This is a genomic window from Alistipes sp. UBA6068, from assembly GCF_949428155.1.
GTDB classification, from domain to species: domain Bacteria; phylum Bacteroidota; class Bacteroidia; order Bacteroidales; family Rikenellaceae; genus Alistipes; species Alistipes muris.
Genome location: NZ_CASQFS010000006.1, coordinates 119,711 through 134,413 on the forward strand (window position 1 = coordinate 119,711; position 14,703 = coordinate 134,413).

11 protein-coding genes and 1 tRNA gene are annotated in these 14,703 nt (G+C 59.7%); 4 read left to right on the top strand and 8 right to left on the bottom strand.

Features of this window, described 5'->3' with window-relative positions:
* Window positions 1–100: 100 nt before the first annotated feature.
* On the bottom strand, window positions 101–1,507 hold the full coding sequence (locus tag QVG21_RS05065) for a DNA/RNA non-specific endonuclease (RefSeq protein WP_287922774.1): 1,407 nt from the start codon (window positions 1,505–1,507) through the stop codon (window positions 101–103).
* A gap of 118 nt (window positions 1,508–1,625) precedes the next feature.
* Here QVG21_RS05065 and lysS point away from each other — a divergent pair, with 118 nt between their 5' ends.
* Window positions 1,626–3,347 (top strand): lysine--tRNA ligase, encoded by a 1,722-nt coding sequence (lysS, locus tag QVG21_RS05070; protein WP_287922776.1) that lies wholly within the window; start codon window positions 1,626–1,628, stop codon window positions 3,345–3,347.
* Window positions 3,348–3,647: 300 nt separating this feature from the next.
* Window positions 3,648–4,406 carry a triose-phosphate isomerase gene (tpiA, locus tag QVG21_RS05075; RefSeq protein WP_287922823.1) on the top strand — a complete coding sequence of 253 codons (759 nt, stop codon included), beginning with the start codon at window positions 3,648–3,650 and terminating at the stop codon, window positions 4,404–4,406.
* A 133-nt stretch (window positions 4,407–4,539) separates the two neighbouring features.
* On the opposite strand, the gene QVG21_RS05080 is transcribed toward tpiA, so the two are convergent.
* Window positions 4,540–4,614 (bottom strand) — tRNA-Glu (locus tag QVG21_RS05080).
* A gap of 207 nt (window positions 4,615–4,821) precedes the next feature.
* Between QVG21_RS05080 and QVG21_RS05085 the strand changes: the two genes are divergently transcribed.
* Both QVG21_RS05085 and QVG21_RS05090 read left to right on the top strand, forming a co-directional pair.
* Window positions 4,822–5,559, top strand: a complete 738-nt coding sequence (locus QVG21_RS05085; RefSeq protein WP_251215108.1) for an RsiV family protein — start codon at window positions 4,822–4,824, stop codon at window positions 5,557–5,559.
* 534 nt (window positions 5,560–6,093) lie between these two features.
* Window positions 6,094–7,179 carry a glycosyltransferase family 4 protein gene (locus tag QVG21_RS05090; protein ID WP_287922778.1) on the top strand — a complete coding sequence of 362 codons (1,086 nt, stop codon included), beginning with the start codon at window positions 6,094–6,096 and terminating at the stop codon, window positions 7,177–7,179.
* A 3-nt stretch (window positions 7,180–7,182) separates the two neighbouring features.
* Here the strand turns inward: QVG21_RS05090 and QVG21_RS05095 are convergent, their stop codons facing one another.
* The 6 genes from QVG21_RS05095 to QVG21_RS05120 all read right to left on the bottom strand — a co-directional run bounded on the left by QVG21_RS05095 (window position 7,183) and on the right by QVG21_RS05120 (window position 14,665).
* A complete protein-coding gene (locus QVG21_RS05095) occupies window positions 7,183–8,325 on the bottom strand; it encodes a glycosyltransferase family 4 protein (RefSeq protein ID WP_287922780.1) in 1,143 nt (380 codons plus the stop codon).
* Entirely contained in the window at window positions 8,306–8,548 is a 243-nt protein-coding gene (locus tag QVG21_RS05100) for a glycosyltransferase (protein ID WP_287922782.1), read from the bottom strand. The genes QVG21_RS05095 and QVG21_RS05100 overlap by 20 nt, the downstream gene beginning before the upstream one ends.
* Window positions 8,549–8,560: 12 nt before the next feature.
* Window positions 8,561–9,580 carry a glycosyltransferase family 2 protein gene (locus QVG21_RS05105; protein WP_287922784.1) on the bottom strand — a complete coding sequence of 340 codons (1,020 nt, stop codon included), beginning with the start codon at window positions 9,578–9,580 and terminating at the stop codon, window positions 8,561–8,563.
* Between the two features lie 5 nt (window positions 9,581–9,585).
* A complete protein-coding gene (locus tag QVG21_RS05110; protein ID WP_287922786.1) occupies window positions 9,586–11,139 on the bottom strand; it encodes an NAD(P)/FAD-dependent oxidoreductase in 1,554 nt (517 codons plus the stop codon).
* Between the two features lie 167 nt (window positions 11,140–11,306).
* A complete protein-coding gene (gene polA, locus QVG21_RS05115; RefSeq protein WP_287922788.1) occupies window positions 11,307–14,180 on the bottom strand; it encodes a DNA polymerase I in 2,874 nt (957 codons plus the stop codon).
* Window positions 14,181–14,203: 23 nt separating this feature from the next.
* Window positions 14,204–14,665, bottom strand: coding sequence for a 6-pyruvoyl trahydropterin synthase family protein (locus tag QVG21_RS05120; RefSeq protein ID WP_287922790.1), 462 nt, complete (start codon window positions 14,663–14,665; stop codon window positions 14,204–14,206).
* Between the last annotated feature and the right edge of the window lie 38 nt (window positions 14,666–14,703).

Consider the following 14,703-nt stretch of genomic DNA (forward strand, 5'->3'; position numbering starts at 1 on the left):
ACCGCAGAAACTGCCGCTGAACCCGCCCCGTAAACCGCAGGCCCGACACAAAAAAGCCGCCCCGACATCACGGAGCGGCTTATTCATACAGCGCCGGCCGTCAGAATCCCCAGTCGGCCGGATTGTAGCTTGCCTTGACCGAAGCCGGCACGTCCGGGAAGAATTCGATGCCCATCTTCTCCTCGATGAACGACACCGGAACGACCCTCCGGTTCAATTCGGCCGTGGCGCTCGTGCCCGAAACCGTGGGGAACGCCTCGATCCAGAACCCGATGGCCTGCAACTCGTCGGCCGTGCAGTCGGCGATGCGCTTGCCCGTGTTGCCTTTCTTGGTGCGCAGCGCCATCTTGAACTGGTGGGTAGGCATGATGCACTTTTTCGACAAGCCGCTCGTAGGCGGCGTCTCGTTGTAGTTCGACGCGTCGTAGTCGGCCCAGTTGTCGTGCGCGTAATAGCATCCCGCAACAAGATACAGCGTGTCGGATACGATGTTGATGTTCTGCGACCCGTCGTCGGCCGTGAAGTCGGTGTTCTTGTAGTCGTTCGTCCCCGAAAACAGGGTCTCCACGTAGCTCCACACCGTCGCGAAGTCGGAAGCCGCGGCACTCGACTGCGGCGCTATGTTGGTCGGGTGGAAGGTCTGTATGTTGAGTTCCGCATCTTTGCCGCCGCGCTCGCTCGACATGCAAAGGTGGCCTTTCGACCAATAACCGCCTTTGCCCAGCGACTTCAGCAGCGTGTTGCCCCAGAACTGGTAACCGTCGTAGATGCCGTCGCCCTCGCCGTCGTGCTTGTATATCTTCGACTGGTACCTCTCGTCGAGCGCCGGATCGGGAGCCCACGGGTCGGGGTCGGTGCGCCCCGTGCCGCCCTCGCGGTAGACCGGATGCAGCGGATAGGCCACCCACACGGGATTGTGGCGCCGCGTATCGTAGCAATAGGAGTAGTTGCGCACGGTCTTCTTCGATTTCACGCTCTTGGACCAATGGGTGAAGAACGCCCGGTCGTCCTTGAGGGCTGCCGTGCTGCCCGTCGGCGCCACCCAGTTGGAGGGAAGCTCCGGGAAACGGTAAGCCGGCACAGGCGTCGGGTCGGGGTCAGGGTCGGGATTCTCCCCCGCAGCCCGTGTCACCGTGATGGGCCCGCCCGTCGTACCGCCCGCCACCGGCCGCACGTTCACTTGGATAGAGATGCCCTGCGGCATCCGGACGATTCGGAACGACCCGACGCCCGAGCCCGCAAAAGGCTCCGCCTTGACAAAGACGTCGCTGGGCGTATAGGTCACCTGCCACGCCGTATTCGACACCACCTGCACCGTATTGGCCGCAGGGTCCGTCTCGTCGAAGACGAACGACGCAGTCACGATTTGCGCGAACGGCTCTTCCCCGTCCTCGGCGTCATCGCCGCACGAAAGCGCACACAAGGCCATCAGCCCCATTATCAAACCCCTCCGGCATAGGAGGAGGGAACTCCGTCGTTTCCCGGCATCTTCAATCAATCGTTTCATCGCTCATTCGGTTCCGGCCCGAGGCCGATTGTTGCAAATATACGGATTCACAACTTAATATTCGCCTTTTTTCATTACTTTTGCACGGATAAACCGACAACATAAAAACGACATACACATGACCATCGAACTCAGTGAACAGGAACAGCTCCGGCGGCAGTCGCTCGCCGCGCTGCGCGAGTTGGGCATCGAACCCTACCCCGCCGCCCGTTACGAGGTGACGGCTACGGCCCGTGAAATCGCCGGGGGCTTCGACCCTGCCAAGGGCAATTTCCAGGAGGTCCGCATCGCCGGACGCATCATGTCGCGCCGCATCATGGGCAGCGCGTCGTTCTTCGAGCTCCAGGACCACACGGGCCGCATCCAGGTCTACATCCGCCGCGACGACATCTGCCCCGAGGGCGACCCGACGCTCTACAACACGGTCTTCAAGAAACTGCTCGACATCGGCGACTTCATCGGCGTAGAGGGCTTCGCGTTCCACACCAACACGGGCGAGCTGTCGGTCCACTGCCGCAAGTTCACCGTGCTGTCGAAGTCGGTGCGGCCGCTTCCGGTGGTCAAGGAAAAGGACGGCAAGACGTTCGACGCCTTCACCGACCCCGAAATCCGCTACCGCCAGCGCTACCTCGACCTGATTGTCAATCCGCAGGTCAAGGAGACGTTCGTCAAGCGGGCCAAAATCATGGCCACGATGCGCGACTTCTTCAACGAACGCGGCTACATCGAAGTCGAGACCCCCATTCTCCAGCCCATTCCGGGCGGCGCTTCGGCCCGGCCGTTCATCACGCACCACAACTCGCTGGACATCGACCTCTACCTGCGCATCGCCACCGAACTCTACCTTAAGAAACTGATTGTCGGGGGCTTCGACGGCGTCTACGAATTCGGCAAGAACTTCCGCAACGAAGGCATGGACCGCACGCACAACCCCGAATTCACGTGCATGGAGATTTATGTGGCCTACAAGGACTATCTGTGGATGATGGAATTCACCGAACAGATGCTCGAACGGGTGGCTATGGCCACCAACGGGACCACGGAACTGACCATCGACGGCAAGGCCGTGTCGTTCAAGGCGCCGTTCCGCCGTGTGACGATGACCGACCTCATCCGCGAAAAGACGGGCTACGACATCACGGGCCAAAGCGAAGAACAGCTGCGCGAAGCCTGCAAGCGGCTCAACGTCGAAATCGACGACACGATGGGCAAAGGCAAGCTCATCGACGCCATTTTCGGGCAATACTGCGAAGCAGAGCTGATCCAGCCGACTTTCCTTTGCGACTACCCCATCGAGATGTCGCCCCTGAGCAAGCGCCACCGCGAAAATCCCGACCTGACCGAACGCTTCGAGCTGTTCGTCAACGGCAAGGAACTCTGCAACGCCTACTCCGAGCTGAACGACCCCATCGACCAGCTCGAACGCTTCCAGGAACAGCTGCGCCTCTCGGAAAAGGGCGACGACGAAGCGATGTTCATCGACATGGATTTCGTCCGTGCGCTCGAATACGGCATGCCCTCGTGCTCGGGCATGGGTATCGGCATCGACCGCCTGACGATGTTCATGACGGGGCAGACCTCCATCCAGGACGTGCTGTTCTTCCCGCAGATGCGCCCCGAAAAGAAAGCCGTCAGCGACCCGGCCGAGAAGTACATCGAAATCGGCGTGCCCGAGGAATGGGTGCCCGTCATCCAGAAGATGGGTTATCTGACGGTCGATTCGCTCCGCAAGCTCTCGGCAGGCAAGTTCTTCAACGACCTCTGCGGGTTCAACAAGAAGAACAAGCTCGGTCTGAAAGCCCCCTCGATGGAGGAGGTCAAAAAGTGGTGCGAGGAATAGCCTATGTCCACGATCAACGGTGCGACGCTTGGCACGGTGTGGATGGCGCTCGCTGCGGCTCTCCTGATTTTCGTCTGGTGGCTGTCGTTGCGGCGGGTGCTGCCCCGAATGACACCGAAGCGCCGGAACCGGATGCTGTTATGGACCTATGCCGTACCCCTTCTCGCGGGGCTGATCTTTCCGCTCACGGACGATGCGGGGCATCCCGGCAAACGGTTCATGCTGAAACTGCTCCTCCTGCTCGCATGGGTGCTATTGACTGCAATCGTATACAACATAATCTATAAAAACAAACCGAACATGAGAAAGAAAATCGTAGCCGGCAACTGGAAGATGAACACGCTTCCGGCCGAGGGCGTGGAACTGGCCAAAGGGGTTGCCGCAGGCCGCGGCGAAGTGTGCAAGTGCGTGGACTTCATCGTCTGCCCGCCGTTCACCCACCTGTCGACGGTAGCCGAAGCGCTCAAGGGCTCGGACATCGCGCTGGGCGCGCAGAACTGCGCCGCCGAGGAAAAAGGCGCCTACACGGGCGAAGTGGCAGCCTCGATGATTGCAGCGCTGGGCTGCAAGTATGTCATCCTGGGCCACTCGGAGCGTCGCCAATACTACGGCGAGACTTCCGAAACCCTCAACAAGAAGATGACGCAGGTCTACGCCAACGGGCTGACCCCCATCTATTGCGTGGGCGAGAACCTCGACGAACGCGAGGCCGGCAAGCACTTCGACGTCGTGAAGAAGCAAATCGAGGAAGTGGTCTACAACCTCACGGCCGAGCAGTTCAAGAATCTGGTCATCGCCTATGAACCCGTCTGGGCCATCGGTACGGGCAAGACCGCCACGGCCGAGCAGGCACAAGAAATCCATGCCTACATCCGCAAGGTGCTGGCCGACAAGTTCGGCGCTGCCGCTGCCGAGTGCGCCATCCTCTACGGCGGCTCGTGCAAGCCCTCCAACGCGGCCGAAATCTTCGCCAAGGAAGATGTGGACGGCGGTCTGATCGGCGGTGCTGCCCTCAAGGCCGATGACTTCCTGGCCATCGGCAAGGGCTTCGGGAAATAAACCTGTTTCCCAAAACAACGAAAAACGAGGAGAAATCGTTCTCCTCGTTTTTTATTTGCCTGCCGCCCTTTCAGCACCCGGGCTCCCCAAAACAAAAATTCCGGTCCTAACTTGCGTAAGACCGGAACCCGATTGGTAGTGGATAGGGGATTCGAACCCCTATGTCATGCGTGAGAGGCATGTATCCTAACCCTTAGATGAATCCACCGGATGATTTTGCTGGGGCAAAGATAGCGCGAATTCGGCAAACTGCAAAATTTTTGCACTCCATTGTACAAAATTTTTCGCGGCGGGTTTCTTTTTCCCTGCTTTTTGTCTATATTTACATTCGGAACGGTCCCGTTCGGGCGGCTGTACCGAACTCCGGCACAGCCCGAACAACCCCGCAACGACCGTTCCGCAAAATCGTGCGCCCATGAAAACATCCCGCATTCTCGCTGCCGCGCTTCTTGTCGCCGCTTCGACCGCCTGCTCCGACCGTCCCGTGAAACCCCGTTTCACCGCCTCGGTACTCGATACGCTTCTTGTCCGGCCCACCTACGACTGTCAGGTGGATTACCGTTTCGCGACCATCGCCAACGCCCGCAAGTCCGAAGCCCTGCAAGCTATCGAGCAGAGCAACATCAATTATTTCTTCGAGCTGGAAGACTTCGAGGGTCCGGCCGCCGCGGCCATCGCCGAATCGCTCCGGCAGACCGACCAACAGCTGACGCTGCCCGAATCGCTCCGTCCCGAACGGAAAGCCGAATACGAAATTTCGGTCGAAAGCGAAGGTTCGGTCGTCGACACGCTGCTCTGCTACATGATTTACAGGTCCAGCTACCTCGGCGGTGCCCACGGCATGTATTCCACTGAATACCACACCTATTCGCTCGCCGACGGCTACGAGCTGTCGGCCGCCGACCTCCTCGGCGAGGAGAAGATGGAGCCCTTGCAGGCACTGATCCGCACGAAGCTCTGCCAGACCTACAACGCCGCCAACGACGAAGAACTCTCCGCCGCAGGCTTCTTCCCCGACTACATATCGGTGACCGACAATTTCCGCATCACGCCCGAGGGGATGATCTTCCACTACAACCCCTACGAAATCGCCTGCTACGCCAACGGCGAAATCGACGTCGAAGTTACGCACGAGGAGCTGGAGGCGCTCTGATACTCGCTTCCGCAGGCCGGAAGGCCGCACAAACAAAAAAGGTCCGGGATCTTGCGATCCGGACCTTTTTTCAGCGGGAACCACCCCACCGAAAAACGAGGGTGAATCGGAGGTATTCGACCCCTCGGACGAGCACCGCCCTCGAAGTCTTAGCAGCAGTCTCCCTACTGCAACCTGCCGATTTCCTCAACCAACCTAAAACTACTAACCTAAATGAACCTTAAAACTTCACTGCAAAGATAAGGCGAAAAATCGAACCGCGCAAGTTTTTATTAAATTTTTTTGCGATTTTTTTCAGAAAATTTAATAAAAACACTCTTACCAACTCCGAATAAACAACACAACAAATTATAAAACAATATATTACACATCCCATATCGCATGCTGTATTCCCCGGCAATTTTCCCCGAACCAGTCGCCCGAACACCCGATTGACACATACGGCCGTCAAACCGTCGCGTCCGCATCACCCCACCATTTTGTTCATAGGCGTATTATACCTACCTTTATACGCTCTTTCAATCCGGCCCGACTATGAAACCCCAACGAAAAATAGCCGTCGAACTGCTCGAAATAAGAAACCGCCATGTCGGCCTGGGCGAATTCGCCTATCGGCTGGCATCGCATATCGCCACTCAGGCGGCCGAACTGCACGACCGATACGGCATCCGGTTCTGTTTCATCGTTCCGCGAGGATTCAAAGGCTGCTTCGGCCCGGACGTCGCCTATATCGAAGTGCCCCGTTCCATCCGCCGGATTATCCGCTTCTGGCCCATGCGCATGGACCTTTGCCACATTACGCACCAGTCCTCGCACATCCGCTACATGCTTTTTGCGCGTCGGAACCTGCTCACGGTCCACGACATCAATTTCATCTACGAAAAAAAGGGAGCCAAACAGCTGCGTTACGCGCATGGCTTCCGTTCAAGACTGGCCCATGCGGATCAACTGGTCTACATTTCGCAGTTCACACGCAAGGACGTCGAAGCGCACTTCGCACCCGAACAACCCTGCCGCACAATCTACAACGGGGTCGCTTTCAGCGCTCCCGACCCGGGCACCGAACTGCCGCCGGAACTTCCCGACCGTTTTCTGCTGCATCTTTCCAGCTTGCAGCCCAAGAAAAATGCACACCTGCTTATTGAAATGATGGCGTTCATGCCCGAAGAAAATCTGGTCGTCGTCGGAAACTGGAAATCCCGTTACGGACAGAAACTTCTCGGACGCATCAAGGAACTGGAGCTGAACAACATATATCCGCTCGAACATGTCAGCGACGCTCAGAAAGCAGCCTTATACGCCCGTTGTTGCGGATTCTGCTTCCCGTCATTGTGCGAGGGGTTCGGACTGCCGCCCATAGAGGCCATGAAATGCGGCAAGCCGGTTTTCCTCTCAACGCTCACTTCCCTGCCCGAAGTCGGCGGCGAACATGCCTGCTATTATCCCGAGCTGACCCCCGAAGCGATGGCTCAAGCCACCCGGCAAGGGCTGCGCGACTTCGCCTGCGACCCCGAACATAAGGCCGCACAAATCCGCAACTGGGCGGACCGCTTCGACTGGGAAAAATGCGCCGACGAATATATCGGCTGCTACCTCGACTTGCTCGGTATAAAAGAGTGATTCCTAACCCGTCACCTTACGATAGACCGCCAGCAGGTCGGCGACCAGCTTTTCGGGCTCGAACCGGGCTACGTAGGCGCGGCCCCGCTCCGTCATCCGGCGGCGCAGTTCTTCGTCCGCAAGAATCTCCGTCAGCTTGTCGGCCAGCTCCTGCGGGTCGTCCGGGTCGACATAGGCCGCATCGGGCCCGCCCGCTTCTTCCAGACACGAACCCGTCGCCCCGACGGTCGGCACGCCGCAGCACGCCGCTTCGATCATCGGAATGCCGAACCCCTCGAAACGCGAAGGATAGACGAACACTTCGGCCATCCGGTAGAACGCCGGGAGGTCGGCGAATTTGACGTCGTGATAGATGTGGAGCCGCTCCGCAAGACCGTTTTCAGCCGCAAATTTCTCTACTTCAGCCGTGTAGGGGGTCCGTTTCCCGACCGCCACGATATGAATCGGCTCCGTCATCCGGGCCGCCGCCTGCACAAGCAACAGCAGGTTCTTACGTTCTTCGATACTCCCCACACTCAGCACATACCGCTCGGGCAGCCCGTATTGCGCACGCACCGCCCGTTTGGTTTCGTCCGTCACCTCGCGCTTGAAACTCTCGTCGCAGCCTTGGTAAACCACGTCGATTTTCTCGGGCGCAATGCCGAAAAAATCGACGATGTCGCGTTTGGTCGCTTCGCTGATGGCAATGATGCGGTCGGCCTGCCGACAAGCCGCACGGTATTTCCACGTATAAATCTGGCGGTCGAACCACTTGTAATAGGCCGGAAAACGCAGGAATATCAGGTCGTGAATCGTCACCACCGACGGGATGCCCCGCTTGCGCAGCCCCCACGGCAGCTCCGCCCCCAACCCATGGAACAGCGATACGTCGGCCGGAAGTTCGCGGCAGACCCCCGCGCTGCGCCACCACGCTTTCGCCAACCCGTGTTTCGGGGTCCGGGGCAGGCGGAATTCAATCTGTTCGCACTCCGGCAATCGTTTGCGCAGGGCTTCCCGCCCGAGGTCGGGCGTATAGAGCAAATAGCGGTTCTGCGGAGCCGACCGGGCCAGCATCTCCACGATGGTGCGGCCGTAGTTGCCCAAACCCGTAGCGTTGTGGGTGATGCGTTTGGCCTCGTAGGCTATCTTAAGCGGTTTGTCCGGCATAGAGAGCAAGATATTTGCGGTAAAAATGTTCGTAGGCAAGATTTTCTTCAAAATGGCGACGCCCGGCCGCACCCATCGCATCGCGCAGGGCCCTGTCGTCCAGCAGCCGGACCAGCGCGGCTTTGGCAACCGTCAGCCGCCGGGAAAGATCGGCTACGAACTGCTCGCCGCCGCCCCATGTCGCGGAAGCAAAAATCTGAAAAATCGGCTTCTCTGTCTTCATGCTGCCCTTTTATCAGCGCGACAAACGCCGTTTGATACTCTCGCCCCAACGGAACACCGTTGAAAGGGCGATGACCGCCGGGCGTAAGGCCCGCCATCGGTCGAGCCGGAAAAGCAGCAACTGCTTACCCGAAAAAATCGTCCGCAAGGCTTTCCGATAACGCGGTGCCATCTCGTGCAGTTTCCTGGCTAATTCGTCCGAGCCTCTCCAGCTGTTACTGCTTTTGGAAATATAGCCTACGTACCACCACAGCCCGCTGACCAACGACAGGAATTCGGCACGCTCCGGAGCAACAGCTCCGGCATTCCGCGCGAAAATATCGTCCACGCACTCCGCAAACTTCTTACAGTAATCGAACGTCAGTTTGTTGCGGTGAATCGACGACCCGGCCCGCTGCAGATAATTGTAACCGACATAGTCGATTGTGCGGACCCGGGCGACCCGGCAGCCGATCTGCAAATTGAGGAGCAGGTCCTGCCCCATCGGCATGGGATAATGGCAAAGCGATTCGCCGAACAGCTCCCGCCGATAAATCTTGGACCACATGGCAGGCATAATTTCATGTCCGACAACGCTTTGCAAAAAAACATCACCGTCCATTACACCTAAGTTTCGTTCGGGCACCGCCGTCCGGTAGGTCCGCGAAACACGCGTATATCCGCAGCATACCATATCGCAGTCTCCCTCCTCCTCGATGGCCGCCACCATCCGCTCCAGCATGTCGGGCTCCCACCAGTCGTCGCCGTCCAGGAAACAGACATACCGTCCGCGGACATGGGCAAGCGCCGTTTCGCGGGCGCGGGCGACACCCTGGTTTTCCTTATGAACCGCCACGATGCGTGCGTCGGCAGCGGCGTGGCGCTGAATCGCAGCCCAGGAGCCGTCGCACGAACCGTCGTCGACCACGATGGCCTCGAAACGGCCGAACGTCTGCCCCGCGACCGATTCCAGACAACGGTCGACGTAGGCTTCCAGATTGTAAACCGGAACGATTATCGAAACAACCGGTTCCGAAGTCTCTTCACTTATCATCGGTCTTATTGAATGTATGCTTTCACCCGGTCGGCAATCCGCTCGCCGTCGAGCGCCGCCGAAATGATGCCGCCCGCATAGCCTGCACCCTCGCCCGACGGGAACAGACCGCCGACGTCGGGGTGCATCAGCGTCGCCGGGTCGCGCGGAATGCGGACGGGCGACGAGGTGCGCGATTCGACCCCCACGACCACCGCGTCGGAGGTGACGAAGCCCCGCATCCGGCGGCCGAAGGTCGCGATTCCGGCCCGCAGCCCCTCCGCAATGAAGCGCGGCATCCAACGGTCCAGCCGCGACGGCACGATGCCCGGAATATAGGAGGTCGACGGCAGCGTACCGCTCGCACGCCCGGCCACGAAATCGGCCACGCGCTGGGCCGGAGCTATCTGGTGCTCGCCGCCGTATTGCCGCGCGAGCTCCTCGAACTGCTGCTGGAACTTCAGTCCCGCCAGCTCGCCCCATTCGGCGCGCAGATGCCCGAAGTCGCCGAACCTTACCTCCGTCACGATTCCCGAATTGGCATAAGGCGACGTGCGGCCGCTGGGCGACATGCCGTTGACCACCGACTGCGCGGCATCGGTCATGGCCGGGACGATGAAGCCGCCGGGGCACATGCAGAACGAGTAGACCCCGCGGCCTCCCTCCTGGCTGACAAGCGAATAGGCCGCCGCCGGAAGGTATTCGCCGCGCTCGGCGCAGTGGTACTGAATCGAATCGATGAGCGCCTGCGGATGCTCGATGCGGACCCCCATCGCAAAGGGCTTGGCTTCGAGCCGGACCCCCTGCCTGTGAAGCAGTTCGTAAATATCGTGCGCCGAGTGGCCCGTCGCCAGCACCACCGCGGCCCCCTCGATCCGTTCGTCGCCGCACTCCACGCCGCAAATCCGCCCGCCCTTGATTATCAGGCCGGTCACCCGCCGCTCGAAAAGCACCTCGCCGCCCGCATCGACGATGGTCTTGCGGATGTTGCGGATGATGCCCGGCAGCCGGTCGGTGCCGATGTGCGGATGGGCTTCGTAGAGGATTTCGGGCGTCGCGCCGTGGAAAACCAGCGTCCGGAGCGCCTTGTTGTAATCGCCGCGTTTCTTGCTGCGGGTGAAGAGCTTGCCGTCCGAAAAGGTCCCCGCACCACCCTCGCCGAACGCGTAGTTGGAATCGGGGTCGACCCGGCCGTTGCGGTTGATTCGGGCGATGTCGACCTTGCGGGCCGAGACGTCGCGCCCCCGCTCCAACAGAACGGGCCGCAGACCCAGCTCGATAAGCCGCAGCGCCGCGAACAACCCCGCGGGACCGGCCCCCACAATAACCACCTCCGTGCGCCCCGCCACCGACGGATAATCGAAATGCACGGGCCCCGGCGTCGGCTCGCCGTCGACGAAAATTTCCAGCGTGAGGTTGACTTTCGGCTGGCGCTGCCGCGCGTCTATCGACCGCTTGACCACCCGCACCAATGCCACGTCGCGTTCGGCCACACCCATCCGACGGGCCGCCAGCGACGTATAAAATCGGGCGTCGGCCGCTTCGCGCGGGGAGAGGACAAGGGTGATTTGACGGGACATTCTATTAAAGGTTATAGGTTAAAAGTTAAAGGTCAAAAATGCAATTGAACGGAAACCGAGGCACCTGCGGACTGCATCCGGCAAAAACGTGCGCTCCGAATCCGCCTTATGAACGGCTCTTGAATATTTTCGTTTTCACGTTTCACCTTTAACTTTTCACTTTATACTCAATGTGCTTCCAGCCAGTTCCGGCCCGCTCCGCACTCGGCCAGCAGCCGGACTTTGAGCGCCGCGGCCTGCTCCATGCTCTCCGTGATGATACGTGCAACCTGCTCTTGTTCAGCTATCAGCGTGTCGACCACCAATTCGTCGTGCACCTGCAGGATGACCCGCGAACGGATTCCCTCGGCCGCAAAACGGCGGTGCGCCTCGATCATCGCTATCTTCATGATGTCGGCCGCCGAACCCTGTATCGGAGCGTTCACGGCGTTGCGCTCGGCCAGACCGCGCGCCACGGCATTGTGCGAAGCGATGTCGTTCAAGTAACGCCGACGGCCGAAAATCGTCGCGACGAAACCTTCCTCCTTGGCCTTTTCGACCACGTGCTCCATGTATTCCTTCACTTTCGGATACGACGCGAAATAACCCTCTATCAGCTCGCGGGCCTCCTTGCGGGGGATTTCGAGCCGCTGGCTCAAGCCGAACGCTGAAATCCCGTAGATGATTCCGAAATTGGCCGTCTTGGCCCGGCGGCGCTCTTCTGTCGTCACTTCGTCGATGCGTTTGCCGAACAGACGCGCCGCTGTCGCCGCGTGGATGTCCTCGCCGTGCTCGAACGCCGCTATCAGCGATTCGTCGCCCGAGAGGTGGGCCATCAGCCGCAACTCCACCTGGCTGTAATCCGCCGACAGCAACACATGTTCTTCGTCCGTAGGGATGAACGCCTTGCGAATGCGGCGGCCCATCTCCTCGCGGACCGGAATGTTCTGAAGATTGGGGTTGGCCGAAGACAGACGGCCCGTCGCCGTAACGGCCTGATTGAACGACGTATGGATTCGCCCAGTCGCCCGGTTCACCAGCTGGGGCAGCGCCTCCACATAGGTCGACAGCAGTTTCTTGACCCCGCGGTATTCGAGTATCAAGGCCACGATGCGGTGCTTGTGGGCAAACGATTGCAGATACTCCTCATCGGTGCAGAACTGCTTGGTTTTGGTCATCTTGGGCTTCTCGGCGATGCGCATCCTGCCGAAGAGCACTTCGCCCAGCTGGCGCGACGAATTGATGTTGAGCGACGGTTCGCCCGCCTCGCGGCGGATTTCGGCTTCCAGCTCCGCGATTTTCCGGCTCAGCTCCACGCTGTACTCAGCCAGCGCGTCGACGTCGATGCGCACGCCCGCCATTTCGATGTCGGCCAGCACCTCGATCATCGGCTCCTCGATGCGGAAATAGAGGTCGTGCAACCCCAGCTCCTCGACCATCGGATAGAGTTTCTGCTTGAGCTGGTAGGTCACGTCGGCATCCTCCGCCGCATATTCCTTGACCCGCTCCACATTCACCAGGTCCATCGTCAGCTGCTTGGAGCCCTTGCCTATCAAGGTCTCGATTTCGATGGGCCGATAGTTCAGATAGCGCTCCGACAAGGCGTTCATGTTGTGGCGCGATTCCGGGTCGAGCAGATAATGCAGAATCATCGTGTCGAACTTCCGGCCCCGCACGGCGATTCCGAGCCGACGCAGGACCATCAGGTCGAACTTGACGTTCTGCCCGATCTTATCGATTTTTTCGTTCTCGAAAAGCGGCTTCACCAAAGCCGCCAGCTCCGCCGTATTTTCCTCCTTGAAAGGGATATACCACGCCTCGTGGGCCCTTACGGCCAGCGACAGCCCCACGATCCGGTCGGTGAAAATATCCAGCCCCGTGGTCTCGGTGTCGAAGCAGAATTCGGGATACTTTTCGATTTCGGCCACCGCCTGCCGCACCGCTTCCGGCGTGTCGGCCAATATATACAGGTGCGACGTGTCGAGCGCCGTCCGCAGCGGCTCCGGCTCGGGAACGGTTTCCACAAGCAGCGATTCTTCCACGACCGCGTCGGCCGCAGGCACCGCCGGACCCGCAAAGAGGTCGCCCTGCCCCGCCAGCGCCGCCTTTTTGGCCGCCGCCGACTTCGCCCGGGCCATTTCGGCCAATTGGCGCTGCGCCTCCTGCCGGGGAACGTCCGATAGCGGTTCGGCAGGCGCCACGTTGGTCAGGTCGCCAAGAAACGACTTGAAATCCAATTCGGCGAACAGGGCCCGCAGGTCGTCGATATGCGGGTCGCACATCGTCAATTCTTCCTCGCGGAACTCGATGGGCACGTCCAAGCAGATAGTCGTCAGCTTCTTGGCCAACATCAGATTGTCGGCCCACGCCGCGATTTTCTCGCCCTGCTTGCCCGGAATGCTGGCCACGTTGGCCAGGATGTTCTCCACCGGACCCCATTCCTGCACCAGCTTGCACGCGATTTTCTCGCCGATACCCGGCACGCCGGGGATATTGTCCGACGCATCGCCCCACAGGGCCAGGATGTCGCGCACGAGCACCGGGTCGTCGATACCGTACTTCTCGCGGATGGCCGCAGGGTCTACGATTTCGATTCCGTCCGTGCCTTTCTGCTTGTAAATCTTGCAGTTGTCGCGCACCAACTGACCGTAGTCCTTGTCGGGCGTCACCATATAAACGTCGTAGCCCGCGTCGGCACCCTTCTGCGAAAGGGTCCCTATCACGTCGTCGGCCTCGTAGCCCGCCACCTCCAGAATCGGGATGCACATCGCCTCCAGCACCCGCTTGACATAGGGCACCGAAAGGATGATGTCCTCGGGCGTTTCGCTGCGGTTGGCCTTGTAGTCCGTGAAGATTTCGCGGCGGAAGCTGCCCCCCTTGGGGTCGAACGCCACGCCCAGCAAATCCGGGCGCTCGCGCTTGAGAATGTCGCGCAGAAATTTGACGAACCCGAACACCACCGAGGTATTCATCCCCGTGCGGTTACGCATCGGGCGTCCCAGAAATGCGTAGTAATACTTGAACATCAACGCGTATGCGTCGACCAGAAACAGTTTTTTCATATCCCTTCGGTTGCGTCCCGGCCTCAGGCTCCGGGACGGTTGTCTTCGGCGAACCACTCCGCAAAGGAGGTCGCGGTTTCGTGCAGGCGCAGCGACCAGAGCTGCACGCCCTGCGGCAGCCGGGCCGCAATCCGCTGCGCAAAATCGGCCAGCATGTTCTCGCAGGTGGGCTGGTAATCCACCTCCGCGATATTGCCGAATTGCCGGGCGAGCGTCGCACGCAGTTCCTCGTTGGCCGCTGTCGCCCTCAGAATCAGCGTGTGGTCCAGCCGACCGACGATTTCTTCGGTCACGATGCGTTTGAGCACCCCGAAGTCCATGACCATCCCGCACTTGGGGTCGCCCTCGGCAGTCGAGGGTTCGCCTTTCACCGTCACAAACAAACGGTACGAATGGCCGTGTATTTCGCGGCACGGACCGTCGTAGCCTTCCAGCGCATGGGCCGCCTCGAACGAAAATTCTTTTGTCAGTCTTATCGTTGCCATAAATGCAAAGATAGCGCAAGTCGAGAGCAATGCCAAAT